Source organism: Georgenia sp. G2120, from assembly GCF_055326485.1.
The window spans coordinates 13,854-40,330 of the sequence record NZ_JBUZNL010000001.1; the positions used below are offsets into that span (position 1 = coordinate 13,854).

The 26,477-nt window shown below is 71.3% G+C and carries 26 protein-coding genes; all 26 read left to right on the plus strand.

What is annotated here, in order from left to right; genetic code table 11:
* Positions 1–31 precede the first annotated feature (31 nt).
* The 26 genes from ACZLMO_RS00150 (at position 32) to ACZLMO_RS00275 (ending at position 26,475) form a co-directional block, all read left to right on the plus strand.
* On the plus strand, positions 32–454 hold the full coding sequence (locus tag ACZLMO_RS00150) for an ATP-binding cassette domain-containing protein (RefSeq protein WP_463652513.1): 423 nt from the start codon (positions 32–34) through the stop codon (positions 452–454).
* 236 nt (positions 455–690) lie between these two features.
* Positions 691–1,425, plus strand: coding sequence for a hypothetical protein (locus ACZLMO_RS00155; protein WP_463652514.1), 735 nt, complete (start codon positions 691–693; stop codon positions 1,423–1,425).
* Positions 1,422–1,712 carry a P27 family phage terminase small subunit gene (locus tag ACZLMO_RS00160; protein ID WP_463652515.1) on the plus strand — a complete coding sequence of 97 codons (291 nt, stop codon included), beginning with the start codon at positions 1,422–1,424 and terminating at the stop codon, positions 1,710–1,712. Before ACZLMO_RS00155 ends, ACZLMO_RS00160 begins: the two co-directional genes overlap by 4 nt.
* Before the next feature lie 1,071 nt (positions 1,713–2,783).
* Complete coding sequence (locus ACZLMO_RS00165) at positions 2,784–3,041, plus strand: DNA methyltransferase (RefSeq protein WP_463652516.1); 258 nt, start codon at positions 2,784–2,786, stop codon at positions 3,039–3,041.
* Positions 3,038–3,670, plus strand: a complete 633-nt coding sequence (locus tag ACZLMO_RS00170) for a terminase small subunit (RefSeq protein ID WP_463652517.1) — start codon at positions 3,038–3,040, stop codon at positions 3,668–3,670. The genes ACZLMO_RS00165 and ACZLMO_RS00170 overlap by 4 nt, the downstream gene beginning before the upstream one ends.
* Positions 3,667–5,364, plus strand: coding sequence for a hypothetical protein (locus ACZLMO_RS00175; RefSeq protein ID WP_463652518.1), 1,698 nt, complete (start codon positions 3,667–3,669; stop codon positions 5,362–5,364). The genes ACZLMO_RS00170 and ACZLMO_RS00175 overlap by 4 nt, the downstream gene beginning before the upstream one ends.
* A 17-nt stretch (positions 5,365–5,381) precedes the next feature.
* Positions 5,382–6,734, plus strand: coding sequence for a phage portal protein family protein (locus ACZLMO_RS00180; RefSeq protein WP_463652519.1), 1,353 nt, complete (start codon positions 5,382–5,384; stop codon positions 6,732–6,734).
* A 2-nt stretch (positions 6,735–6,736) separates the two neighbouring features.
* Entirely contained in the window at positions 6,737–8,029 is a 1,293-nt protein-coding gene (locus tag ACZLMO_RS00185; RefSeq protein WP_463652520.1) for a head maturation protease, ClpP-related, read from the plus strand.
* Positions 8,030–8,032: 3 nt separating this feature from the next.
* Positions 8,033–8,395, plus strand: coding sequence for a DUF2190 family protein (locus ACZLMO_RS00190; protein ID WP_463652521.1), 363 nt, complete (start codon positions 8,033–8,035; stop codon positions 8,393–8,395).
* A gap of 11 nt (positions 8,396–8,406) precedes the next feature.
* Positions 8,407–9,330, plus strand: coding sequence for a phage major capsid protein (locus tag ACZLMO_RS00195; RefSeq protein WP_463652522.1), 924 nt, complete (start codon positions 8,407–8,409; stop codon positions 9,328–9,330).
* A gap of 1 nt (position 9,331) precedes the next feature.
* Positions 9,332–9,754: a hypothetical protein gene (locus tag ACZLMO_RS00200; protein ID WP_463652523.1), complete on the plus strand. Its 423-nt coding sequence runs from the start codon at positions 9,332–9,334 to the stop codon at positions 9,752–9,754.
* 21 nt (positions 9,755–9,775) lie between these two features.
* Entirely contained in the window at positions 9,776–10,219 is a 444-nt protein-coding gene (locus ACZLMO_RS00205) for a hypothetical protein (RefSeq protein WP_463652524.1), read from the plus strand.
* Positions 10,216–10,845: a hypothetical protein gene (locus ACZLMO_RS00210; RefSeq protein WP_463652525.1), complete on the plus strand. Its 630-nt coding sequence runs from the start codon at positions 10,216–10,218 to the stop codon at positions 10,843–10,845. Before ACZLMO_RS00205 ends, ACZLMO_RS00210 begins: the two co-directional genes overlap by 4 nt.
* Positions 10,842–11,153, plus strand: a complete 312-nt coding sequence (locus ACZLMO_RS00215) for a hypothetical protein (RefSeq protein WP_463652526.1) — start codon at positions 10,842–10,844, stop codon at positions 11,151–11,153. The genes ACZLMO_RS00210 and ACZLMO_RS00215 overlap by 4 nt, the downstream gene beginning before the upstream one ends.
* The gene (locus ACZLMO_RS00220; RefSeq protein WP_463652527.1) at positions 11,153–11,527 is read left to right on the plus strand and encodes a hypothetical protein; all 375 of its coding nucleotides are present in this window, start codon (positions 11,153–11,155) and stop codon (positions 11,525–11,527) included. Before ACZLMO_RS00215 ends, ACZLMO_RS00220 begins: the two co-directional genes overlap by 1 nt.
* A 126-nt stretch (positions 11,528–11,653) precedes the next feature.
* Positions 11,654–12,325: a hypothetical protein gene (locus tag ACZLMO_RS00225; protein ID WP_463652528.1), complete on the plus strand. Its 672-nt coding sequence runs from the start codon at positions 11,654–11,656 to the stop codon at positions 12,323–12,325.
* A gap of 94 nt (positions 12,326–12,419) precedes the next feature.
* Positions 12,420–12,644, plus strand: coding sequence for a hypothetical protein (locus ACZLMO_RS00230; RefSeq protein WP_463652529.1), 225 nt, complete (start codon positions 12,420–12,422; stop codon positions 12,642–12,644).
* 25 nt (positions 12,645–12,669) lie between these two features.
* The gene (locus tag ACZLMO_RS00235) at positions 12,670–13,011 is read left to right on the plus strand and encodes a hypothetical protein (protein WP_463652530.1); all 342 of its coding nucleotides are present in this window, start codon (positions 12,670–12,672) and stop codon (positions 13,009–13,011) included.
* 59 nt (positions 13,012–13,070) lie between these two features.
* Positions 13,071–13,529 carry a hypothetical protein gene (locus ACZLMO_RS00240; RefSeq protein ID WP_463652531.1) on the plus strand — a complete coding sequence of 153 codons (459 nt, stop codon included), beginning with the start codon at positions 13,071–13,073 and terminating at the stop codon, positions 13,527–13,529.
* A 29-nt stretch (positions 13,530–13,558) separates the two neighbouring features.
* Positions 13,559–17,872, plus strand: a complete 4,314-nt coding sequence (locus tag ACZLMO_RS00245) for a peptidoglycan DD-metalloendopeptidase family protein (RefSeq protein WP_463652532.1) — start codon at positions 13,559–13,561, stop codon at positions 17,870–17,872.
* Positions 17,869–18,777, plus strand: a complete 909-nt coding sequence (locus tag ACZLMO_RS00250; protein ID WP_463652533.1) for a phage tail family protein — start codon at positions 17,869–17,871, stop codon at positions 18,775–18,777. Before ACZLMO_RS00245 ends, ACZLMO_RS00250 begins: the two co-directional genes overlap by 4 nt.
* A 10-nt stretch (positions 18,778–18,787) precedes the next feature.
* Positions 18,788–19,765 (plus strand): hypothetical protein, encoded by a 978-nt coding sequence (locus ACZLMO_RS00255; protein ID WP_463652534.1) that lies wholly within the window; start codon positions 18,788–18,790, stop codon positions 19,763–19,765.
* Positions 19,766–19,767: 2 nt separating this feature from the next.
* Positions 19,768–20,865: a hypothetical protein gene (locus ACZLMO_RS00260; RefSeq protein ID WP_463652535.1), complete on the plus strand. Its 1,098-nt coding sequence runs from the start codon at positions 19,768–19,770 to the stop codon at positions 20,863–20,865.
* Positions 20,862–25,493 (plus strand): hypothetical protein, encoded by a 4,632-nt coding sequence (locus ACZLMO_RS00265; RefSeq protein WP_463652536.1) that lies wholly within the window; start codon positions 20,862–20,864, stop codon positions 25,491–25,493. Before ACZLMO_RS00260 ends, ACZLMO_RS00265 begins: the two co-directional genes overlap by 4 nt.
* 5 nt (positions 25,494–25,498) lie before the next feature.
* Positions 25,499–25,990, plus strand: a complete 492-nt coding sequence (locus ACZLMO_RS00270) for a hypothetical protein (protein WP_463652537.1) — start codon at positions 25,499–25,501, stop codon at positions 25,988–25,990.
* Positions 25,987–26,475: a hypothetical protein gene (locus ACZLMO_RS00275; protein ID WP_463652538.1), complete on the plus strand. Its 489-nt coding sequence runs from the start codon at positions 25,987–25,989 to the stop codon at positions 26,473–26,475. The genes ACZLMO_RS00270 and ACZLMO_RS00275 overlap by 4 nt, the downstream gene beginning before the upstream one ends.
* Positions 26,476–26,477 lie beyond the last annotated feature (2 nt).

Consider the following 26,477-nt stretch of genomic DNA (forward strand, 5'->3'; position numbering starts at 1 on the left):
GGGGTGGCAGGTGAGCTCCCCGGGTCGTCTGGTGGTCGTGCTGGCCGGGCCCCCCGGAGCTGGGAAGACGACCCTGGCCAGGGCGTCCGGGCTCGAGGTCTTCGACCGGGACGATGTGCAGTGGTCGGGGGAGGGTGACTTCCGTCGGGCGCTGGCCGAGCTCGGGCAGCGGCGCCGGGTGCGCGCGGTGGTGATCCGTGCGGGTGCGACGTCGTCGGCCCGGGCGAAGGCTGCTCAGCTCGTCGGCGCGACGCACGTCTTCCTCGTGATGGCCGACCGCGCCGCCCTAATGCGTCGGGTCGCAATTCGTGATCGACATGATGTGGCGAATACGCGCGCGGCAATTCCGAGATGGTTCGAGCAATTCGATCGGAATGACGGGGTGCAGCCCTTTCCGGGGTGGCCGGCGGTGCTCGGTGGCGTCGGGCTCGGGGTCACGTCCGACCAGTGGTGAAGGTCACGGGGAGGGGTGAGGGGGCGCCAGAAAATCCAGGCCGCGTCTTCCCGGTCCCTGGGCGCCGCGACCGGCCTCTCCCCCCTCGGAACCCCCTCCCCCGGTCATTGTCAAGTCGGGGCACCCCCCCATTCCGCATATTCGGGACACATTCCTCGAAATGCGTTGCGACGCCGCGGGAAAGGGCCGGGACACGAGTTAGAGTTATCGGGACACCCCAAGGACGGAGCATTCCCGTGAATTCCACTCTCGATTTCCCTGTGCCGACCATTCGCCGTGCCGCCGAGCCCCACAAGTGCTTCGAGTGCGGCACCGAGCTCGGGACCGGTGAGGCCGTACTCCGTCCGAAGTCCCGCCGGCGCTCGCGGCTGTCGAAGGTCGCGAACGCGCGCTCTACGATCGCCGGCTTCGGCCGCGACATGGATATCGCGTTCGCGTTGACGTTCGGGCAGTTCTCTCAGCTCGACCTGATCGAAGCCGCCGCGGAGATCACGGGCCCGTGCGATCTGGCGATCTCGACGTGGACGGTCGGGCTGTGGGATGCGGAGAAGCTGAGCCGGCTCGTCGAGGCCGGCGTGTTCCGCTCGGTGCGGGTGCTCGTGGACTCGTCCGATGGGTCGAAGCGTGGCCAGGCCACTGGCACGGAGCTGAGCTCGCTGTTTGGTGATGACGCGGTGCGCACGACCCGGACTCACGCCAAGTTCGCGACGCTCGTCAACGACGAGTGGAACGTCCTGATCCAGTCGTCGATGAACCTCAACCAGAACATGCGCTCCGAGCAGTTCTCCATGATCGAGGACGTCGACGCCTGCGCATTCGTGAACGGCATCGTCGACAAGCTGTTCGCCGAGCTGCCGTCGGGTGCGACCCAGGACCGCCGCATGCCCGGCCTGCACGGGCTGGACACCGTGCAGCCCGACCTCGGAATCGAGATCGCCGGGCCGTTGACGATGGGAGCCGTGAAGCTGTGACCGAAGCGCCCGAACACGTGCCGGCCGACGTGAAGCAGGTGTGGGACGAGGTCGTGTCCGCCTGGGGTGACGAGGCCACCACGATCATCGGGCCCTCGCTCGAGGCGTACTGCGGGCAGGTCGCGCGCATGCGTGCGGCCGGTCGCCGGATCGCTGACGAGGGCATGGTGATCGCGGACCCGAAGGGGCACCCGATCCCACACCCGGCGATCGAGGTCGAGCGCGCGGCGCAGGCCCAGGTCCGGGCGTGGGGCGCGGAGTTCCGTCCGCCGGGCGGCCTGGTCTGACCATGGCGACCTACACCGGCATCCCCGACTCGCTGTCCGAGCTCGCGGTGCCGGTCCGGGACCTGCGGCCCTACGACCGCAACCCGCGCCGCGGCAACCTGGCCGCGATCACCGAGTCCCTGCAGGTGCACGGCCAGTACCGGCCGATCGTCGTCAATCGTCGCGGCAACGTCGTGCTCGCCGGCAACCACACGCTGCAGGCCGCGAAGAAGCTCGGCTGGACGCACGTGGCCGTGTCGTGGGTCGACGTCGACGACGACACCGCGGCACGCATCGTGCTCGTCGACAACCGGACCAACGACCTCGCCGGCTACGACGAGGACGCCCTGACCGAGATCCTGCGGTCCCTCGAGGACCCTGACGTCGGTACCGGCTACGACGAGGCCGCGCTGATCGCGCTGCTCGGCGACGACGAGCCCGTGCAGCTGACCGACCCCGACGACGTTCCCGGCCTCGCGCCCGACCCGATCACGAGGCCAGGCGACGTCTGGGACCTGGGCCCCTCGCTCGTGGCGTGCGCGGACTCCACCGACACCGAGGCCGTGCGGGAGGCGCTCGCCGGCCTGGTGCCGGACTGCGTGTGGACGGACCCTCCCTACGGGGTGGAGTACGTCGGGAAGACGAAGGACGCGCTGACGATCATGAACGACGGCGCGGCCGGCCTGCCGGACCTGCTGCTCGGAGCGTTCCGGACGCTCGCCGCCGTCGCGCGGCCGGGGGCGCCGGTCTACGTCGCGCACGCCGACACCGAGCGGGTCGCCTTCGAGACGGCGATGCTCGAGGCGGGGCTGCTCGTGCGGCAGAACCTCGTGTGGGTGAAGAACACGATCGTGATGGGCCGCTCGGACTACCACTACAAGCACGAGCCCGTCCTCGAGGGGGCCGTACCGGCCGCCGACGCCGGTGAGGACGCGGCCGACGACACGGTCGGGCACGAGCCCGTGCTGTACGGCTTCACAGGGGGGGGGCTCGGGGCGGCTCGGCCGCGGTGGTCCTGCGTGGCACGGGGACAACAAGCAGTCGACGGTGTTCGAGGTCCCCAAGCCGCCCCGGAACGCCGACCATCCGACGATGAAGCCCGTCGAGCTCGTGCTGCGGATGCTCCGCAACTCGTGCCCGCCGGGTGGCCTCGTGCTCGACCTGTTCGGTGGCTCGGGGTCGACGCTGATCGCGGCGCACGCGCACCGTTCCCGGGCTGCGCTCGTGGAGCTCGACCCGCGGTTCGTTGACGTGATCTGCCGCCGCTTCCAGGCCCACACCGGCGTGCTGCCGGTCCGGCGCTCCACCGGCGAGGTGGTGGACTTCGCAAGGGAGGGGGCCTCGTCATGACCCGTCCCACCGCTGAGGAGGTCCGCAAGAAGCAGGCCGACGTGCTCACCTTGCGCAAGGGTGGGATGACGTTCGCGGCGATCGCCGCGAAGACCGGGTACGCGAACGCGTCGGCCGCACGGAAGGCGTACCTGCGGGCCCTGGCGTCCTCCGACGCTGCGGCGACGCCGGCCGAGGTCCGTGAGCTCGAGCTGCAGCGGCTGGACACGCTGCACGCCGCGATGTGGGTCAAGGCCGTGCGCGGCGACAAGGACGCGTTCGACCGGGTCATCAAGCTGACCGAGCTGCGGATGCGACTGCGCGCCGACCCAGCCGACAACGAGCACGCGCTACGCCAGGCGCTGGACGCCACGGTGGAGGCGTCCAAGCAGCTCGACGAGAAGGTCGATGCCGCTCTCGTGGCCGCGGGCCAGAAGATCGCCGACCGGATCGACGCGGCGACGGCTCTCGGCGAAGGCGCCGAGGCCACCCGCGCGCTGTACCTCATGCCGCACCTGGTCAACATCCTCCGCGAAATGCTCGCGACCCCGGCCGCCCGGCAGAACGCCGGCCAGTCCAAGAGCGAGCCCGGCATGAACCCGCGCCGCGCGGCGCTCGCCGTCATGCAGGGTGGGAAGTCGGCGTCGTGACGGCGGTGCTCAAGGGGCGCACCGAGCCCCGGGTGTTCACCCCGCCGCTCGCGCCGCTTGAGCCCCGATCGCCCGAGACCGAGGCCCGCACCTGGGGGTACCGGGTCATCGACTTCGCAGATCAGGTGCTTGGCGTGGACCTGATGCCCTGGCAGCGGTGGCTGCTCGTGCATCTGCTCGAGCTCGGATCGGACGGGCGGCCCCGGTTCGCGAAGGTCGTGGTCCTCGTGGGCCGGCAGAACGGTAAGTCCACGCTCGCGCAGGTGCTGTCGCTGTGGTTCATGCTCGTGCGCGAGTGGCCGCTCGTGCTCGGCACCGCGCAGGACCTCGACGTCGCAGAGGGGCTCTGGGAGGGCGCCGTCGAGCTCCTTGAGGACGACGACCCCGACGGGCTCAACGGCTTGATCCACCACGTCGTGAAGACGAACGGCAAGAAGGCGCTGGTTCTGACGAACCGGACGAAGTACAAGGTCAAGGCCGCGAACCGGAAGGCCGGTCGCGGCCTGTCCGGGAACCTCGTGCTGCTCGACGAGCTGCGCGAGCACCAGAACTGGATGGCCTGGGGCGCGATCACCAAGACCACGAACGCTCAGGACGATCGCCTCATTCTCGGCCTGTCCAACGCTGGCGACGTGACTTCGGTGGTGCTGCGGCACTTCCGCAAGATCGGGCATCTCGCCCTCGGGGACCCTGACGGGCTCGGCGCCGACGAGCCGTCGCTGCTCGGCACCGCCCCATCCGTCGACGAGCTGCTCGGTGACGACGCGGACGACCTCGACGATGCTGCCGACGCCGAGGCGCTCGCGGAGCTGCAGTCGCTCAGTGGCGATGACCTCGCGATCTTCGAGTGGTCTGCCCCGCCGGGCTGCGACAAGTGGGACCGGGACGGGTGGGCGCAGGCGAACCCGGCGTTGGGCTACCGCATCCGGCTGCGCACGATCGCCGGTGACTGCGCGACCGACACCGAGGACGTGTTCCGCACCGAGGTGCTGTGCCAGTGGTCCGAGGGGCTCACGGCCGGCCCTTTCCAGCCGGGCACGTGGGAGGCCACGACGAACGAGCCCGTCGAGGGCCCCGACGGCGTGCTCGTCCTCGAGCCCGCCGACCGGATCGTCGGCGACGTTGTCGCCTGTGTGGACACGAGCCACGACCGCGAGCAGACGTACATCGCGTTTGCCGGCCGCCGGGCGGACGGGCTCGCGCAGGTCGAGATCGTCGCCGGCCGGTTCGGCGTCGAGTGGACGCGGGACTGGCTGATGGACGATCGCCGGCGCTCGCGGATCCTGGCGGTGACGGGGCAGTGGCGTGGGGCCCCGGTCTCGCAGCACATGCGACGTCTCGGCGCGGACCCGGACTTCCTGGTGCCGGTCGAGGAGTGGTCCGGGTCGGACTTGTCGGGCGCGTGGGGCGTCACGTTCGACGCCGTGCGGGACGGGCAGGTCCGTCACAACCCACAGGCGCCGCTGGACACCGCAGCCGGCGCCACGGTGCTCCGCACCCTGGGCGACGCGGCGATGATCGACCGCGCTCGCTCGCCCGTCGACGCGGCCCCGCTGGTGGCCTTCACCGGCGCGCTGTGGCTGCTCGGCCAGTACCAGCCCGTGACGGCCCCGCCGGCTTCGCCTCCCGAGGTCATCGACCTCGCGCCCGATGACCAGGACGACGACTTCGACCCGATGACCGTCGGGTTCTGACATGACGGGAGGCACCGATGGCCGCTGAGCAGGCACCCACGACCGAGCTCGGGTTCCAGGCGTCGTCCTCAGCGTTCTGGGAGGGAATCGACGAGGAGCAGACCCCGGAGCTCCGGTGGCCTAACTCGGTCGGGATCTTCGACCGGATGCGCACGCACGACTCGCAGGTCATTTCCGTGCTGCGCGCGGTGACGCTGCCGATCCGCCGGACGCCGTGGAGCATCGACCCGACTGGTGTTCGCGACGAGGTCGTGGAGCTCGTGGCCGACGACTTGGGCCTGCCGATCAAGGGGCAGGAGAACCGGCAGGTGCTCCGCACGCGGGACCGGTTCTCGTGGTCGGATCACCTGCGGCTCGCGCTGCTCAAGCTCGTGTTCGGGCACTCGTTCTTCGAGCAGACCTACCGGATCGACGAGGCTGGCATGGCCCGGCTGCGGAAGCTCGGGTGGCGGCCGCCGAAGACGATTTCGAAGATCGACGTCGCCGCCGACGGCGGGCTCGTCGCGATCGAGCAGCACGGATCGCTCGGTGGCGGGATGTCCCCGCGCATCCCCGTCGATCGTCTCGTCGCGCACGTCTCGGAGCGCGAGGGCGGGAACTGGTTGGGCATCTCGCTGCTGCGTTCGGCCTACAAGGCGTGGCTGCTCAAGGACCGTCTGCTCCGGGTCGGTGTGGAGACCGTCGAGCGCAACGGGATGGGCATCCCGACGTACACGGCACCTCCGACACCGGACCACATGGCGCTCGACGAGCGGCGGATCCTCGAGGAGCAGTACCGCAAGGACGGTCAGAAGATGGTCACCGGGCTGCGGGCCGGCGCCCGGTCGGGGATCTCCGCCCCTCACGGGTCCGACACGAAGCTCATGGGTGTCACCGGGACGCTGCCCGACGCCGAGGCGTGGGTCCGGTACTACGACGAGCAGATCGCCCGGTCCGTGCTCGCGCACTTCCTCAACCTCGGCACCCAGACCGGTTCCTGGGCGCTCGGCGCGACCTTCGCGGACTTCTTCACCCTGTCGCTGCAGACCGTCGCCATGGAGATCCAGGACGTGACGAACCAGCACGTCATCGAGGACCTGGTCGACCTGAATTGGGGCGAGGACGAGCCCGCGCCGCGGCTGGTGTTCGACGAGATCGGCGCCCGACACCCGGCGACCGCGGACGCCGTCAAGCAGCTGCTCGACTCCGGCGCGATCCACCCCGACGAGATCCTCGAGCAGCACCTGCGCACCGCGTTCGGCCTGCCGCCCGCTGACCTGAGCTCCCGGCACGACCACGCACCGGCCACGCCGGAACCTGCTCCCGCTCCGCCGCCGGCGCCGAACGAGGACGCGCCACCCGCCCCGCGTCCGGTCTGGCCGGGGAGCTGATCGTGAAGGAGAAGACCATGGCCCTGCCCATCTCGCACGAGACTTCGCCGTACCGGTGGCGGGGCTCCGTGCAGCCGCGCGCCGGTATTCGCGCTTCGGTGCTCGAGCCCACCGTCGAGGACGGTGTCGCGAAGATCTACCTCGCGGACCCGATCGACGATTGGGGTGGCGATTGGGGCGTCTCCGCGTCCGAGGTCGCTGAGGCGCTGACCCGCGTCGGGGACGCCAAGGAGATCCACCTGCACATCAACTCGCCCGGCGGGATGGTGTTCGAGGCGCTCGCGATCCTGAACTACCTGAGGCAGCACGACGCCCGGGTGGTGGCGATCGTGGACGGGCTCGCGGCGTCGGCGGCGTCGTTCATCGCGGCCGGCTGCGACGAGGTCGTGATGGGGCACGGCGCGATGATGATGATCCACGACGCGGCGGGCTTCGCGATCGGGACCGCGTCGACGATGCGGGAACAGGCCGACGTGCTCGACAAGGTGTCCGACACGATCGCCGGGATCTACGCGGCGCGCGCGAAGAAGACGCCCGCCGAGTTCCGTGCGCTGATGTCCAAGGACACCTGGCTGCTCGCCGACGAGGCCGTCGAGCTCGGGCTCGCGGACCGTGTCGACGGCTCCGAGGTCGACGAGGACAAGCCCGCGGCCCGTGCCCGGTTCGACCTGTCGGTCGTGGCCGAGGCCCCGGTGCCGCCCCACGCGGAGCGCTTCGCGCTGACCGCGTCCACTGCCGCCCCTCGGGCGGCCCACATGCCTCCGGCCGAGCCGGACGGGAACACAACCACCCAGGAAGGAGCCGACACCATGTCGGAGACCATCATCCAGGGGCTTCGTGAGCGGCTCGGCATCCAGGCCGACGCTGAGCTCGACGTCGACGCGCTGCTCGCGGCCGTCGACGAGGCGCTCGAGGAGCGCTCGGAGCCGGACACGACGACCAACTACAGCCCGCCCGAGGGGTCGGTGCTCATCGACGCCGAGAAGCTCGCGGACCTCACGGCCGCGGCCGAGGACGCCCGGGCGGCTCGCGCCGAGCAGGTGCGCGCCCGCCACGAGGCGATCGTCGACAAGGCCGTGGACGAGGGCCGGTTCGCGCCGGCGCGTCGTCAGCACTTCCTCGACGCCCTCGGCGCCGACGAGGAGGGGGCGCTCGCCCTGATCGAGATGCACGCCAAGAACCTCGTCCCGGTGAAGGCCATCGGCGCGACCGGTGGCGTGGACGAGTCCTCGACCGAGGACCACCTGTACACGAAGGCGTGGGGTGCCCCCGCCGCTACGAGCTCGGAGGGCTGATCCATGGCCGACTACCTGCCTAAGTTCTTCCCCGGTCAGGCCGTGACCTACACGGTCACGGCCGACGTCACCGGGCGTCAGGTCGTGGAGCTGACCGGCGACCGCGCTGCCGGGCCGGCCACGGCCGGATCCGACGTCGTGGTCGGTGTCGCCGGCTTCGACGTGAAGGCCGGCGACTCGGTCGTCGTCTACGCGGGCGGCATCCAGGAGCCGGTGGCGTCGGGCGCGGTGACCGCGGGTGACCGCGTCGCGGCTGCGGCCGACGGCACGGTCGCGACCACCGACGGGGTCGAGTCCCCGTCGATCGGGCTCGCGCTGACCACGGCCGGCGACGGCGAGCCCGTCCAGATCAAGTTCGACGCCTGAGGAGGCAAGTCATGTCGTACACGTACCCGTCGCCTCCGGCGTCGGTGGGTTCTGACCTCACCACGACCGAGGTGCACCACATCATGAAGACGCCGACGCTTCTGCGTCGTCGTCTCGCGACCCTGCTCGAGGGCAAGTTCATCGCGGACTACCTGCTCGCCGGCCGCTACCAGGCCGTCGGCGGGGCGATCCTCTACGAGACCGGCGAGGAGATCTTCCCGTCGGACGCACCCGAGGCGATCGCTCCGGGTGGTGAGTACCCGCTGACCGTGATGACGGCCGGCGAGCTCGCCGCGGCGAAGACGGTGAAGTGGGGGCAGGACTCCCTGGTCACCGACGAGGCGATCTCCCGGCTCACGCTGAGCCCGGTCGACCGCGCGCTGCGGAAGATCGCGAACGGGATGATCCGGCACGTCGACAGCGTCGCGCTCGGCGTGATCGCGTCGCGCATCACCCGGGCCTACTCCACGTCGGCGTGGTCGAGCGCGGACTCGATCATCGAGGGGGTCTTCCTGGCTAAGGCCACGATCGAGGAGGAGGCGCTGGACTCCGACGAGGCGTTCGACTTCTCGACGGTCGTGCTCAAGCCGACGCAGTTCGCGAAGGTCGCGGCCGCGCTGGTCAACTCGGACAAGCTGCCGCGTGAGTCGCAGAACGCGGTCCTGACGGGCGTGATCCAGGACTACCTGGGTCTGACCTGGACGACGGGCCTCAACGTCCCGTTCTCCGACCCGCTGCTCGTGGACCGCGACCAGCTCGGTGGCATGGCCGACGAGAACATCGGCGGCCCGGGCTACGCGAACCTGGACGGCATCCAGACCAAGTCGATCCGGCAGGACGAGAACGACCGCTACCGGGTGCGCGGCCGCCGCGTGACGGTGCCGGTCGTCGTCGAGCCGCGGGCCGGCATCCGCATCACGGGAACGGGGATCTGAGATGGCTGACTACAAGGTGACCGCCGGTGCTGTCGTCGCGAAGGTCGGCAGCACCGAGCAGTACTTCTACCGGGGCGCGATCCTCCCCGAGTCCGTCTCGGAGGAGGAGCGCAAGCGCCTCGCCGGGATCGGCCTCGTCGAGGTCGTCAAGGCTCGGCCGGTGTCCCGCCCGCGCGGGCGGGCCGCCGCCGCGTCCTCGGGCAAGGGTTCCGCGGCGTCGGAGCAGTCCACCGGTGACGGGGGCTCCGACGAGGAGTCGACCGGCGACGGCGACAGCTCCGGCGACGAGCAGTCCACCGGCGACGGGGACGGCGAGGGGGCTGCTGCCGAGACGGGGGCCGGCGACCTGCCGGCAGATCCCGAGACGCCGACCGGTGCGAAGCCGACCGGCAAGGCGCCGGCCGCGTCGCGGGCCCGGAAGTAGTCGAGGAGGGGAGGGGACGTCATGGCGAACGAGGGCGAGTTCGCGAAGGCGAGCGATGTGGTCGAAGCATGGCGTCCCCTCTCCACCGAGGAGACCGGCCGCGCTGAGTACCTGATCGGGTTCGCCAGCCGGCGGATCCGCAACCGGTGGCCCGGCATCGACGACCGCCTGCGGGCGGGCCGGGTCAGCGCGGCTGACCTGCGGGACGTCGTCGTGGGCCTCGTGCTGCAGGCACTGCCGCTGGCGCCCCTTCCCGGGGCCCGGTCCTGGCAGGTCACCTCCGGTTCGGAGTCCCGGTCGATCACGCTCGGCGCCGCCGGCGGTGACCCGAACCGGATGACGTTCGAGCAGTGGATGCTTGCCATCCTCGACGGTGCGCCCGGGGCTGCCCTGCCCGGCGTCATCGGGCACTTCCCGCCGGCCCAGCCGTGGCCCGAGCCCGCGACCGTGCGGGGCCTGCTGTGAACTGGTGGCCCTCGGACCTGCACCGCGAGTCGCTGACCGTGATCCGTGAGGACGGGTCCACCGTGGACCTGACGGGCTACAACGTGCAGTCGTCGGTGGCCGCGTCCTCGGCCCAGCTCGGGCGCGAGCCCATGGGGCAGGACCGACTGCGTGCCTCCGGCCCGATGTCCGCCGAGCTCGCCGCCGGCCGGGTCGTGATCCACCGTGGTCGGTTCTACGACCTCGACGGCCGGCCCGCGGAGTTCTACGCCTCATCGATCGACCACGTCGAGGTCACCCTCGCCGAGCGGTTCCCCGTCGAGCTTCTCACCACCGTGACTGTCAACCACGTGATCGACCACGACCGGTTCGGCGCCCCGATCCGCGAGACCGTCCCCGTCGAGGACTGCCTGGTCCTGTGGGCCGACTCCACCGACGTCGGCGCCTTCACCGACCTCACGTCCTCGTCCGCGGTGCTCTACCGGCGCCGAGGCGCCCCCACGGCGCCGTTCGACTTCCAGTCCACCGACCGCATCACCGTCCCCGCCGGCGCACTCGCGCCCGGTGAGTGGGCCGTCAACGGCAGGCCCCGGCTGCACCCGAACAGCGTCGAGGTCCGCCTCGTCTCCCAGAGAGGTGCCCCATGAACCGTGCAGTGAACTACCGGCCCGACTCCGGCGGCCTGCGCGCCCTGGGGCGCTCGCCCGCGATGGGTGCGGCGATGGTGCAGCGCGCGCAGGCCGGCCAGCGGTTCGCCGAGTCGATCTCGCCCGTCGTGACCGGCAACTACAAGGGCGCGTTCCGGGTCGAGCCCCACGAGGTGCCCTACGGGGGCGGCTCCGAGCGACGCGCCGGCGCGGTCCTGATCAACGACGCCGACTACGCGCTCGCCGTCGAGGGCGCCCGCCGGGTCCTCAAGCTCGCGGTCGACCCGATCGAGAAGGGCCTGGCCTGATGTTCGCGTTCCCCGATGAGGAGAAGATCGCCGCCGTCGGCATCACCGACGCCGGCGTTGGGGACGCGGTCCTGCAGCTCGGGAACCCCGACGGGCTCGTCCACCACGTGTACAAGGTCGGCGGCACGGACAACGGGCCGCTGCGCGAGTCCCGGATCACGATCGACACCTACGCGCCGGACCGCGACGCGGCCCGCGACGGCGCCGAAGCCGTGAAGACCATCCTGACGGGCATGCCCATCACCAACGAGCACGGCCGCATCGACTCCGGCCGAGTGGAGACCGGGCCCCGCCCTATCCCGTACCCGGACCAGACCCTGCACCAGTGGCAGGGCATCTACCGGATCGAGCTGCGCGGGTGGCTCGCGCTCTAGACCAGACCGTCTGACGGTCCCCTGCACGGCCCCTACGTCCATCCGGCGCTCGCCGGTGGTGGGGGCCGTTTCTGCTGTCCCCGTGGCGAGTCGTCTGGCGGGGCAACCCAAGAAGAGAGGTTCAACATGTCCACTTCCATGCCCGAGCTGCTCGCCGCATCGGTGTCCACCGATGCGGTGCGCAAGATCGCTGCCGCTGTGCTCTATCTCGCGCCCGACGACGCTGCGACGCCGGACGGCATCACCGAGAACGGCGTGCAGATCAAGCCGCTGCCGGACGGCTACGAGTCGGCCGGCCTGTTCACGCCGGACGGCCTGAACTTCGAGCGTGAGGTGTCCACGGAGCCGGTCGAGGCTCTGGGGTTCTTCGCGCCGGTCCGTGAGGACATCTCGTCGGCGTCGCGTCGTCTGACGTTCTCGGCCTATGAGGTGCACCGTCCCGCGATCCTCGAGCTCTCCGAGGGCATCGAGATCACCGACCGCGAGCTCGACCCGGCGACCAGCGAGGTCCGTCTCGAGCTGCCCGACGCGCCGAACAGGCGCGTCTACCGTGCCCTGGCGATCGGGTGGGACGGGTCGGTGGAGGAGCCGGTGTTCGACATGCGGTTCTACCCGAAGGTGTCGGTGACGTCGTTCCCGTCGGACACGTGGTCGAAGACCGAGGCACGTAGCGCGGAGATCGGCCTGACGGCGTACATGGACACCGACCTGGGCTACATCGAGGCGCGCGCGTTCGGTGGCGCGGGCTTCCGCAAGCACGCGGCGGCGCTGGGCTGGACGGTGCCGACGACGCCGTGATCGAGCTCCGGCCGGCGGGGCGCGGGTGTCCGTCCCGCCGGCCGGTCTCCACCGCTTCTGGCACCCACCGCTGCTACCAGGAAGGGGCTCTGTGATGCCTCGCTACGAGAAGGACGGCGTGGTCTTCGAGACCGCGCACCCGGGGACCGGCGTGCGGCTGCGCGCGTCGGGGTTCGTTGCTCGCAAGGCGCGCACCCGCGACGTGCGGGCAGCCGACGAGGCGCGTGCGCGTCGCGGGTCGGCTGCGGGACCCACCGAGAAGACGTCCGGGGCGGCTGCTCCGGAGGGCTCTGGCGACGCCTCGTCGCCGGCGAGCTGACACCCAACCCATCGAGGAGACACCCATGGCTGTGAAGAAGACCGACGAAGTCGACGTGCCGACCGACGCTGATGACCTGGACGACGAGGTCGTCTCGGGGACGCGGCTGGTCATCCGGTACAAGAACAAGAAGTTTGAGTTCCAGGACTGGCTGAACGACGCCGACTACATCGAGGCCGCCGAGATCATCTCGGCGCTGGACATGAGCTCGCACGGCGACTCGATCCGTGCGTTCCGGGCGCTGCACCAGGTCATCGGTCCGGAGGGTCGGGAGGCCATCAAGGGCTGGTCCTGGTCGGACGTGACCGTGCTGACGGGGAAGATCGTCGAGCGGCTGACGAAGGCGGTTGGCGGCTCGGGGGAATAGTCCGCCTCGGGGTCCTGGTCTCGCGCTACCGGGCAGCGATCCGCGCTGATCTGCAGGACGTGGGGGTCGACCTCGCGTTGTGGTGGCAGCAGCGGCGGTGGTTGGCCCTGCTCGATCTGATTGAGCAGGCGCCACGCACTGCCCGGTGGCGCGCGGCCATGGCTGACGACCCCGAGGCTGCTCGGCAGCTGCTCGAAGCTGAGCGGGAGCACGGCTCGTCGACCAGCGACACGGAGTGGTCGCCGCCGCTGACCGAGTGGGACATGTCGGTCAACATGCAGGCCGCGATCCTCGACCGGCTCGGTGAAGTGGTCAAGAGCGTGATCGCCCTGAAGTCGGGGATCCCGACGGTGTCGGTGCGCCAGCTCAAGGCGCCGTCGAAGATCGACGTCCGCCCGTACCCGAGGCCCCGCACGGCTCTGGACGAGGCGCGTGACGAGCACCTGCGTCAGCTCGGTGCGCAGCTCATGTCGTGGTTCTCCCCAGCCAATCCTTCCGCGTCGTCTGAGGACGGCTGACTGCCGCATAGGTGAAGGGGGGTGTCTCGGTGAACGCGACCATCGGCGCCGCTCAGATCCTTGTGACACCGACGTTCCGCAACTTCCAGCGGGACTCGGAGAAGGCCATGAACCGGGTCATGCCCGGGGTGGGGCGCCGGGCCGGTGGGCTTCTGGGCCGGGCGACGGGCCGGGGCGTCGTGGCCGGTCTCGCGGACGAGGTGCCGGCGCTGCAGCGTGCCGCGGAGCGGGCCTCGCGTGCGGTGACGACGACGATGGCCGCTCGCGTCAAGGCGCAGGACAACGCCGCGAACGCGGCCGGCCGGCTGCGGGTCGCGGAGACCCGGCTGCAGGACCTGCAGGCAACGGGAACGGCGAAGGCCGGGCAGCTGGCGGCCGCGGAGGAGCGGGTCAACACCGCTCGCCGTGCGCATCGTTCGTCGGCTACGCGGGCGACGGCCGCGGAGCAGGCGCACGCGACTGCGGTGACGAACAGCGCTGCGGCGCAGGGTCGGCTCGAGGCCGCGATGCGGGGGGTGCAGCGGGCCGGCCGGCGCACCGGTGCGGGGTGGGCTGCTCGAGCTGCAGGTGCGGTCCGTGCGGGGTCGGCCTCGATGCTCGCGGCCACATCCGAGGCGCTCGCGCCCACCGGCGCGCAGGCTGCTGCTGCGGGCCGGGTTGCCGGCCGGGGGTACGTGCGTGCGGCGGTGACCGCGATCGGTACTGATGCCCGTGCCGTGCGGCGTGCGGTTGAGCCCGTGTTCCAGGCCGCGGGTCGGGTCGCGTCTGCGGCTGCCGGCCGTGTGGCCGGGACGGCGTTCGTGACCCGGACGGTGTCGGCGCTGCAGTCGGGTCGGACTGCGGTGACGTCCGCGGTGTCGACGCTGTTCGCTCGTGCGGGCTCGGCGGCGTCCTCGCTCGCGGGGTCGATCGCGGGGTCGTCGTTCGTGACGGGCACCGCGACTGCGCTGCGCAGCGGCGTGGCCGCGGTCCGGTCCGGCGCGGGAGCTCTGTCGTCGGCGGTGACGTCGACGTTCTCCACGATCACCGGTGCGGCTACGTCGGCCTACGGGCGGATCGCCGGGTCGCTGCTCGTGTCGAACCTGGTGGTCGGCATCCGGATGGGTGCGAGCTCGGTCGCCTCCGCGGTGTCGACCGTGGTCGGCGGGGCCTCTCGCGTGGCCTCTGCCATCGCTGGGGGCATCGCCGGTTCGGCGTTCGTGACGACCACGGTCGGGGCGATCCGGGCCGGCGCTGCCTCCGTGGTCGGCGCCGTGGGGCGGCTCCTGGCCCCGGCCTCTGGTGCCGCGTCGATCCCCGGTATGGCGACCGCGACTGCGTTCGTGAGCCGCGTCGCTGCCGGTGTGCGCGCCGGCGCGGGTGCGGTCACGACGGCCGTCGGTGCGACGCTGCGGGCCGGCGTCGGGGTCGCGGCTGCTGCGGGTCGTCAGGTCGGCGCGGGGTTCTCCGGCGGCATGATGGCCGGCCTCGGGCCGCTCGCCGCGGTGTTCGGTGCCGGGTCGGTGCTGTTCTCCGGGTTCAACCGGCTGGCGAACATCGACGACGCACAGTCGCGGCTGCGGGGCCTGGGCTACGAGGCCGAGGAGATCGCGACCGTCATCACGTCCGCGACCGACGCGGTGACCGGCACGGCCTACGGGCTGGACGCCGCCGCGTCGACGGCCACGGGTGCGCTCGGTGCGGGCGTCGAGATGGGCGAGGAGCTCACCGGCTACCTGGCCCTGGTCGGTGACATGACGCAGCAGTCGAACACCGACTTCAACTCGATGGGCATCATCCTGAACAAGGTCCGCGGCGACGGGCGGCTCACCGGCGAGACGCTCGCGCAGATGACGGACAACGGCCTGCAGGCCTCGTCGATGCTCGCCGAGGGGTTCGGTGTCTCCATCGAGGAGCTGCGCCGGATGGTCAGCGAGGGCGAGGTGTCCGCCGACGAGTTCGAGCGGATCATGACCGAGCGGATCGGTGGCTCTGCGCAGGCGTCTGGGGAGACCGTGCGTGGCGCGTGGGCGAACACGAGGGCCGCCCTGTCCCGGTTCGGCGCGTCGCTGCTCGGCGGTGGCGGCGAGGACGGTGAGGAGTCGATCTTCGGGTCCCTGCCCTCGGTGCTGGGGTCGGTGACGGAGAAGATCGACTCGCTCAAGGACAAGGTCGACGAGGTCTGGTCCTGGATCCGCGACAACAAGGACGACATCCTCCCGATCGCCACGAACCTCGGGAAGGTCGCCCTGGCGGTGACCGGCATCCGGATCGCGTTCGCGCTGCTGAACGGGGTCATACGGAAGAACCTGCTCGTGATCGCGATCATGGGCATTGTCGCGGCGATCACGTACCTGTGGAACAACAACGAGGCGTTCCGCGACTTCATCATCGACACCTGGCAGAACAAGATTCAGCCGGCGATCTCCGCGGTCGCGTCCTGGTTCCAGGGCACCGGTGTGCCCTGGCTGACCAGTGCGTGGGAGGCGATCAGCGCCGGCGCGTCGTGGATGTGGGAGCACGTCCTCTCGCCGGTGTGGTCCGCGATCCAGGTCGGGTGGGAGTACCTCTCGGCCGGGATCGCATGGGCGTGGGAGAACCTCATCCAGCCGGCGTGGACCGCGATCTCCACCGCGGCGACGTGGCTCTGGGACACGGTCCTCTCGCCCGTGTTCGGGTTCATCATCTCGGCCTGGCAGGGCGTCGGCGGCTGGGTGATGGACGTGTGGGTGAACGTCATCAAGCTCGCCTGGGACCTCCTCGTGTTCGGGGCACAGTGGATGTGGAACGAAGTCCTGCAGCCGGTGTTCTCGTGGATCGGGTCCGGATTCGACGACGTCGGAAACGCGATCAAGTGGACCTGGGACAACGTGATCAAGCCGGTGTGGGAAACCATGTCGAGCTTCCTGCAGGATCACGTGCTGCCCGGGGTGGAGTGGGGTGTCGAGAAGATCGGCGGCGCCTTCCGGATGGTCGCCAACCTCTTCCGTCAGCCGATCAACTTCGTGATCCGCAAGGTCTGGAACGAGGGCATCAAGTGGGCCTTCGACGAGGTCGCCAAGGCCATCGATTCCACCGCGCGGCTCCCCGAGGCGCCGCTGATCCCAGAGTTCACGTGGTTCGCCGACAGCGCGTCGTCTGGCCGTGGGCCGCGGGGCGCCAATGGGTCGGCTCGGGCCTTCGCCAAGGGTGGCTACGCGCCGCCCGGGTGGGCGCTCGTCGGTGAAGAGGGCCCCGAGTTCATCGACCTGCGCACGCCCGGCCGCGTGTACACCGCCGAGCAGACCGCCGCGATGTCCGCGGCGATCCGCGGCGAGGACCTCACGCCGGCAGAGGGTCGTGCAGCCGCCGGCGCTCGCGCCTCGCAGGCGCTGCTCCCCATGGGCCCGTCGGCCGGCCCCGCGGGCGGCATGTCGGACGACGAGCTGCGCGAGCTTCAGCAGCGCGCGTCGGGCATCAACCACGGCGAGCACGACATCGTCGAGCCGTTCGTCGGGTGGGTCCGCGGGGCGCTCGCCGCGACGGCTGAGGCGCTGCTCAACCCGCTGTTCTCGGTGGTGGACTCCACGGTCGGTCAGTGGGGGCCGGTGGGGCGTCTCGGCGCCGACGCGTTCCATAGCGCGAAGGACAACCTGGTTGCCTGGATCCGCGGGCACGACGAGGAGTACCTCGAGCGGCAGCTGCTCACGACGGGGTCGGACTCGTTCGACGTCGGCAAGGCGACCTCCGGCGGCTGGGTCCGCCCCGGTCCTGGCCCGGTTACGAGCCGCTTCGGCCCTCGGTGGGGTGGTCACCACTCGGGTATCGACCTCGCGATGCCGGTCGGGACGCCGCTGCGCGCCCCCCGCGCCGGCCGCGTGATCCGCTCCGGCTGGAACACGCTGGCAGGCCGGTCCGGCATCGGCCTGCTGATGCAGCACGCCGGGTGGGGCACCTACTTCGGGCACCTCTCGAGCGTCCTCAAGGGCGCCGGCGCGACGTTCCGTGCCGGTGAGGTCGTCGCCCGGTCGGGCAACACGGGCCGCTCCACGGGCCCGCACCTGCACTTCGAGGTCAACCGCGGGAACTTCCAGGCACCCATCAACCCGACCGTGACCGGCCTGTTCGACGGCGGGAACGGGTGGCTCGACCCGGGCATGCTCGCCTACCACTCGCCGAAGATGCGCGACCCCGACGCGATCCTGTCCAACCAGCAGTGGAACGACATCCACCTGCTCGCCATGCAGGCCGCCCCCAACGGCGGCGGTGGCGAGCCCGTCGCGATCGTCAACGTCCACGACGGCAACGTCGCGCAGGTCGTCGGCGCCGTGAACTTCGAGGTCCAGCGCCGATCCTGGGGCGCACGTGCGGGGGTGCGAGCGTGACCGACTTCAACCCTGGCCGGGGCATCGTCTTCGAGCTCGACAGCGTGACGTTCGGCGGGCACGGCGACTCTGGCCTGGTCGTCTCCGAGTTCGACCCCGCCCCGTGGGCCACCCGGTCCACGGTCACCGACCGGCCGCACTCTCACGGGTCAATGGTCGGCCGCGACTTCCTCGGCGGCGCGGTGTGGACGTGGACGATCCGCACGCTCGGCCGCACGAACGCGGAGTCCTACGCGCTCGCCGCGACGCTGGCCCGTGCCTGGCGGCGCTCGCAGGCGCTGGGGCCGGGAGAGACGGTGGCGCTGCGGTTGTGGCGTGCGAGCCGGTGGTTGCGGGTCTACGGGCGGCCGCGGCAGTTCGCGGGCCCCTCGGGGGACGTGCGGACGTCTACGGGGTCGGGGCAGATCACGTGCAGCTTCGAGATCACCGACCCGCGCGTGTACGCCGACGAGGAACGGTCGGTGACGGTGGGGACGGTGCCGGCGGCGGGTGCGTCGGGGTTGCTGTTCCCGGTGGTGTTCCCGGTGGTGTGGGGCGAGGGGGGCACGGCGGCGTCCCGGTCGGGGATGGTCCGGGCCGGTGGGTCGGTGGCGACGCCGGTGCGGGTCGAGCTGCGCGGTCCGATGACGTCGCCGCGGCTCGTGCACTCGGCCGGTTGGGAGGTCGGCGTCGTGGGTCCGATCGCCTATGACGAGGTCGTGGTCCTGGACGGGGTCTCGCGGACGGTGACGGCCCGTGTCGGTGGTGGGCCGGCGCGGAACGCGTCGACGCGGTTGACGCGGCGCTCGCGGTTGGACCGCCTCGTGCTTGACCCCGGCGAGTCCGAGTTCACGCTCATCGCGACTGACCCGACTGGCACCGGCAGCGCTCGCATCGCGTGGCGCGACGCCCACGAAACGATCTGAGGAGGACCACATGGCCGAGACGTTGGAGATGCAGGGCTGGGCGTTCGGGGGTGGGTACGAGCACCAGGTCGAGGTCGGCCGGCTGCTCGCGTACCTGTCCTCGGGTGGTGCGTCGGGCGTGGTGGCTGCAACAGATCTGCGGGTGGTGCCGCTGGACGTGCCCGGTGGTGGTGTCCGGGTGATGCCGGGTGCGGCGATCATGGCGAACAGCTACGCCGGCGGGGGCCAGCAGGCCTACGCGGCCCGGATGCCGGTCGCCGGTGAGGTCGACGTGCCGGCGTCGTCGTCGGCGGGTGCTCGCACGGATCTCATCGTGGCCCGGGTGGAGGACCCGCAGTACGCGGGCGAGGCGCCCGGGGTGCGGGTCGAGCGGATCGGTGGGGTGCCGGCGGGCACGGAGTCGGCCGCGGCGCTGGGGCTGGCGTACCCGTCGGCGGCGCTGGCGCGGGTGACGTTGCCGGCGTCGACGGGCACGGTCACGGCCGCGCACATCACGGACCTGCGGCGGCTGTCGCGGCCGCGCCGGGAGACCGGGTCGAAGGTCGTGTTCCCGACGGGGTCGGCGGCCGACGGGACGGCGCACCGCATCCCTGATGGTGGGTCGTATGCGGCGTGGCCGATCCGCCCGAACGACCGGCCGGTGGTGTTCGTGCCGGAGTGGGCGACGCACCTGACGACGATCGCGCACATGTCCGGGATCCTCTACACCGGGGACACGCGGTCGGTGGCGGGGATGCGGCTCGGCATCGGGTCGTCGTGGTCGCAGAACGGGATCCTCATCGAGGAGGACGACGACGGCCGGTACGGCAACTCGGGTCTGCGGAGCCACTACACGGTCATCGGGCACCAGCCGATCGAGGCGGTGCGTCGGGGCACGGACCAGACGATCAACCTGCAGGGCCTGCGGTCCTCCGGTAACGGCCTGTGGTGGTCGGACTACCAGTCGACGATCTCCATCCAGTGGGAGTTCTCCGAGGAGCCGATCTAGTCGTGGCCGGCGCGTGGTCGTTTCTGGTCCAGGAGCTGCCCTCGGGTGAGTGGGTCGACCTCGCCGCACCCCTGTCGGGCGCGTCGGTGACCAGGTCGCTGGGGGCGTCGATGATGCTCTCCGGGTCGCTGCCGGTCGAGGTCCCGCACCTGGCCGGGCGGCTGCGCGAGTGGGGCACGGCCGTGTACGCGGTCGAGGGCGAGCAGCTGCGCGGCGGCGGGGTCATCCCCTCGGGCGCGGTGTCGTTCGACGGCCAGTCCGTGTCCCTGTCCGCGGTGGGGCCGACGTCGTGGCTGCACGGTCAGCCGTGGCTGTCCGCGCCGCGGGAGTACATCGACGCCGACCCCGCCCGCATCCAGGAGGACATCTGGGCCGACATGCAGGCGTGGGGTGGCGGGTTCCTCGGGGTCACGCTCGACCCGCTGACGACGACGAAGCGCGTGGGCGAGCCCGAGCGGGACGTGGAGTTCCAGACCGGCGCCGGCCAGCAGGTGTCCTTCCAGGCCGGCCCGTACCGGCTGGCGTGGTGGAACACCTCCGACGTCGGCCAGGCGCTCACGTCGCTGGTCGACGACGCCGGGATCGAGTGGGTCGAGGTGCCCGCGTGGGCGGCCGGCGACGCGCGGGCCGTCCAGTGGCACGTGCGGCGCGCGTTCCCCCGGCTCGGGGTCCGCCGCGATCTCACGATCACCGTCGGCGCGGAGATCGTGGCCGTCCCGCCTGTCGCGCTCGAGGAGTACGCCTCCGACGTGATCGTCATCGGCGCCGGCGAAGGCTCCGCGATGGTCAACGCCGAAGCGGGCCGCGCGACCGACCGGCTCCGCCGGGCCGTCGCCATCGAGGCCAAGGGCATCGGCCGGAAGGCCACCGCCCAGAACCGGGCCCGCCGCGAGGCCGACGCCCGCACCGGTGAGCGGGTCGTCTCCACGCTCACCGTCCGCCCCACCCCGACGTTCGACCCCTGGGCCCTCGACCCCGGCGACGAGATCCGCGTCGCCGGCGACGCCGGCTGGATCCAGCTCGACCAGTGGGTCCGCGTCCTCGAGCTCACCACCGACTGCGAGTCCGGCGACACGACCATGGAGGTGATCCCCGCGTGAGCATCGACCCCCGCCTCGCCGCCGAGGTCCGTGCCCTCGCCGGCCAGATCGCTGACGTGAAGCAGACCGTCCGCGACCTCGCCACCACCCCCCAGCTCACCCGCTCCGCCATCGACGCCGGCTCCGTCGTCGTCCGCGACGCGGACGGCACCCTCATGGGCGAGGTCGGCCTGCAGCACGACGGCACCTGGGGTGCCTCCACCCTCAACGGGCCCGCGCCCGCCACCCCGCACGCGCCGACCGTCATCGGCGGTGCCGGCCTGCTCGCCGTCCGCTGGGACGGCCACCTCGCCGGCGCCCCCGTCCTCCCCCTGGACTTCGAGTCCGTCGAGATCTACGCCGCCCCCGACACCGCCCCTGTCGTCGGCCCAGGCCACCTGCAGGGCGTCATCACCGCCCAGGCCGGCGGGACCAAGACCATCGCCCTGCCCGCCGGAGCGTGGCACGTCGTCCTCGTCTCCCGCACCCACGCGGGCCGGCGCTCGCCGGCCTCCGCGGTCGTCGTCGGGCACGTGGCTGTGCCCGCGGACGCCGAGCAGATCGGCGCGATCCTGGACCAGGTCACCGGCGACCTCGCCGAGACGCGCGACGACCTCGCCCGGGCCCGCACCGAGCTCGACGAGAAGGACACCGAGCTCGAGGCGCGGCTCACCGCCGCGGACGAAGCACTCGCCGGTCTCGACACCCGCCTCGAGACCGTGACCAGCGACCTGGCCGACTCCCTCACCCGCGTCACGGCCGCCGAGGAACGCCTCGACGTCGTCCAGGAAGAGACCCTGCCGGCGCTCGCCGGTGATCTGTCGACGCTGCGGGACGTGACGATCCCCGAGCTCGAGGGCATCGTGGGTCCGCTGCCGGGGCAGGTGCAGGCCGCGGCCGACGCGGCTGGGGCGGCTGCGGACGCGGCAACGGCTGCGGAGGCGCGTGCGACCGAGGCCAACAACCGCGCGATGACGCGGCTCGCGAACGGCAACTTCGAGGACGGGCTCAAGTACTGGACCGGCGGCGAACTCGCCGACGAGGGCCACTCCGGCACGCAGTCGGCGCGCGTCGGCTCGATCCGGCCCGAGTCCCTCATGCCCGTGGTCGCGGGGCAGATCTGGGAGCTGCAGTACTACTTCAAGGCCGACAACGACGACGCGGTCGGTCAGAGCCACTTCGCTACGTTCTACGACGGCGCGGGCACCCGCGTGTCACCGTGGCTCACGAACTCTACGGCCACGCGCGAGTGGCAAGACTCTGGCGCACTGCGCTTCACCGTCCCGGCCGACGTCGACCAGATCGTCTTCCGCATCGGCCGCTCGTCGGCGGCGCCGGAGAGTGCGGCTTGGCTGATCGACGACGTCACCCTGCGCGACGTCACCGACGTGGTCCGGCTCGAGGAAGCAGCGAACGCCGCCCGCCGACGCGCCGACGAGGCGCACGACCGCGCGGACGAGCTCGACGGCCTCGTGGGCACGCTCCGCACCGACCTCGACGTCGCCGCCGGCCGCATCCAGACCGTCGAGAACGAGACGATCCCGGCGCTCGCTGGCGACCTGTCGACGCTGCGGGAGACGACGATCCCCGCGCTCGCGGCAACGGTCGGTGCCCTGCCGGCTGACATCGCGGCCGCACAGTCCGCGGCCGACGCGGCGCAGTCCGCGGCCGATGCCGCCCACGCCGAAGCCGAGGCGGCGCTGCTCGAGGCATCGGGGCGGTCACGGGTCGTCGCGCAGGCCCTGCCGCCTGAGCCAGACGGCTCGGTGCTCTGGATCGACACCTCCGACGGCAACACCCCGAAGGTGTGGGCCGACTACGGGCCGGGGCCGCGCGAGAACTGGGTCATCAATCCGCAGATCCATCCAGATGGCGCATCCTGGACGTTTGCGGCCGGATCGGGTGGGACCTATGTCCGCACGCGGATGGACGGATTCACGCGGACCGCGTGGCAGAACGAGGAGCCCGCCATCTACTCGGGAGGTGCGGGGTACAACCTGTTCGGCCTGACGCCGGGAGCGCGCCCGGTGACGCCCGGACAGCCGTACTCGTTCCGCGCTCGGTACCGGACAGTAACTCCGCGCGCGATGGCCTTCTACGTGCAGTGGATCAACGCCGGCGGCACGAACATCGGCAACAACATGCAGTACCGCGGAACGTCGGACATGCAGGCGGGGGACTGGCAGGAGTTCATCTACGAAGGGCTCGTTGCGCCCGAAGGTGCGGTCCGGGCGCGCATCCTTCTGTACCTGTCTTGGTCCTCGACCCATGGAGGACTCGCGCTCGGTGACGCGCTCGACGCGCGCGAGGTCCTCATGGAGGAAGGCGAGACCGCCGGCCCCTACTTCGACGGCGACATGCCAGGAGCGCGATGGTCGGGAGACCGTCACGCATCGACCTCCCTCTACGACGGGCCTGCGTGGGTTGCGGTCCCGGATGCGGGCGTCGCTCAGGCGCTCGCGGATGCTGAGGCCGCCCAGGACCGTGCCGATGCCGCGCACAACCGTGCTGCGGCGCTTGAGGGGCAGGTCGGGACGCTGCAGACCGAGCTCGCGGCCGCGGCGTCGGAACTCGCCACGGTCCGGGACACGACCCTGCCGGCGCTCGCCAGCCGTCTCGGTTCGGTCGAGTGGGACACGCGGAACTTCTCGGCCGAGTGGATCACCGCCGGTGAGCTCGGTGCCGACCGGATCGCGGTGAACGAGCTTGCGGTGGCGATCGCGAACGTGATCGAGCTGAACGCCGGTCGGATCACGACCGGTGAGCTGGGTGCGGAGCGGATCAACGTCTCCGAGCTTGCGGTGGCGATCGCGAACGTGATCGAGCTGAACGCCGGTCGGATCACGACCGGCGAGCTCGGTGCCGACCGCATCGCGGTCAACGAGCTGGCCGTGGCGATCGCGAACGTGATCGAGCTGAACGCCGGTCGGATCACGACCGGTGAGCTGGGTGCGGAGCGGATCAACGTCTCCGAGCTTGCGGTGGCGATCGCGAACGTGATCGAGCTGAACGCCGGTCGGATCACGACGGGCGAGCTCGGTGCTGATCGCATCGCGGTGAACGAGCTTGCGGTGGCGATCGCGAACGTGATCGAGCTGAACGCCGGCAGCATTGCGTCGGGGACGATCGACACCGAGCGGTTGAGCGCGCAGGGCATCGCGGCTGCGGTGGCGACGATCCTCGAGCTCGATGCAGGCGTCATCACGACGGGTGAGCTCGCGGCTGCGCGGATCGCGGTGGCGGACCTGTGGGCTCGGATCATCTCGACGGGCACGCTGTATGCGACCGAGGCGATCATCACGCCGCGGCTGCTCGCGCCGAAGTCGGTGCAGACCGAGCACCTCGGGATCGTGCCGGCCGACGGCGAGGGCTCGCAGGGCATGCACCTGGTGCCGGAGGGCCTCTCGCTCGTGGGGCCCGAGGGGAACCCGCTGTTCGCGGTCCGCTCGGACATGCCGGTGCTGCTGTCGGTCCTCGATGAGGAGGGCAACGTCGCGGGCGGCGTCGATGCCGAGGGGCACGTGACGGGCCGGTCGTTGTCGACGCCGACGGACCTGACCTACGGGCCGGAGGGGCATTCGCTGGTCGAGGTCATGAACCGGCTCCCGGGCGCGGGTGAGGTCGACCCGGTGCTGATCAAGATGCAGCTGTCCGAGGCGGGGGCGTTCGACGGGTCCGGGAACCGGATCTTCGCTGCGCTGATCACTGTGCCGGGCACCGGGAACCGTGAGCTCGAGATCGACTGGAACCTGGACATCTCGCGGGCGTCCGGTGGTGGGACGGCAGTGAACCAGCTGCTGTACGTGGCTCACTCGAACTCGGTCCCGTCGGGCATCCCGAGCTCGGCGTTCCTGGTCGAGACGCGTGTCGACCAGTTCACGGTGGCATCGGGCACGACGCCTGCCCGTAAGCAGTTCTCCGGCCGGCTGTCGATCTCGACGGGGCACCTGGCGAACTCGATGCTTGAGTCGCGGCGCCTGTATGTGGTGCTGGCGGTGACGACGAACGCGGGCGCCCCGCTGACGATCCACTCGGGTCAGACGGGCATGGTGGTCAAGGACGCCGGCTCGGGAGTGGTGATCAACGCCGGGACGATCGAGGCGTCGCCTCCGGGAACGCCACCAGGTGGTGGCGATGGAGGCGGGGGCGGCACCGTGGTCCGGACGCCGCACCACTACTTCTCGGGGCTGTCGCGGGGTGCGACCCGGATCTATCAGGGCAACGGGGCGCAGTACCTGGATCGGGCGCGGCCGGCGTACCACGCCTATCAGGGGCAGGCGGTCGTCGCCGGGGCCGGCGTGCTGCGCTCGGTGATGATGATCCCGGCCGGCCTGTACTCCGACACCTCGGGGCATGCGGGCGTGGAGTACGTGGAGATCACGCTGCGCTGCGTGCACACCAACGGCGGCGCGGTCACGTTCGGCATCGGTGCGATGGCCGGGACGACGCTGCCGGGGTCGCTGGCCTCTCCGCCGTCGAACTTCGCGACGGTGTCGATGCGTGCGGGCCAGACCCGGACCGTGCGGGTCACGGGTGTGACGGCGAGCCGAATCATCAACGAGAACTACCGGCGGCTCGTGATCTACGGAGCCGGGTACGGGGTCATCGATCCTGCGGGGTCGCAGGTGCGGTTCGTGGTGAAGAGGTGATGACCGTGGCGTTCGACGACCAGAGTGATGCCGAGCTCGTGGAGCGGCTCGAGGTACTGCAGGAGGAGTCGGCCGCGATCTCGGCCGAGCTGGATCGCCGGCGCACGCTCGCGGATCTGCCGCGTCGTGCGGATGAGCTCGCGGCGGCGTGGGCGGCGATCAACGGCCGGGTGGACGGGGATGCGTGGGTGCAGCCCCGGCACGCGCTGGATGCGTACCCCGAGGGTGCGGTCGTCGCTCACGGTGGCCGGGAGTGGGTGAGCCTGACGCCGGCGAACGTCTGGGAGCCGGGCGTGTCGGGGTGGCGTGAGGTCGCCTCGGGTGGGGGGCCGGCGGAGTGGGTGCAGCCCACGGGCGCGCACGACGCCTACCAGACGGGGGACCGGGTGCTGTTCGAGGGCTCGGTGTGGGAGTCGCTGATCGACTCGAACACGTGGAGCCCGGCGGCGTATCCGGCGGGTTGGCAGCTCGTGCCTGGCGAGGGAGGGGCTCCGTGAGTTTCCGAGATCTGTCCCGACGGCACCGGATCATGCGGAGCCTGTTCATCGGTGGCGCCTACATCGGCGTCGCGGTCGCGGGGGTGTCCGCGCTTCTGCTCACTCCGCGCACGATCGCTGGCGCGCTGGGGGAGTGGATCACGTACTTGTGGGCTGCGCTGGCGATCGTCGGCGGCATCTGCGGTGTGTACGCGATCGCGACTGATCGCCCCGAGGTCGGCCGGGAGCGTTGGCGGATGGAGCGATGGGCTGCCCCTCTCGCCGTGGGTGGGGCCGTGGGGTACGGGATCGGCGTGTGGACGCTGGTGGTCACCGAGACCCCGACCCGGATGACGCAGGCGACGTGGGTGGCGGTGCTGATCCTGCTGCTCGTGGACCGGGCGATCGAGATCGACGCGGTGGCCGCCCGGCAGCGGACTCTGCATCTGCTCAAGCGCGCGACGGAGGACCTGGCCGACGACGGCGACGACGACCGGGAGGAGTAGCT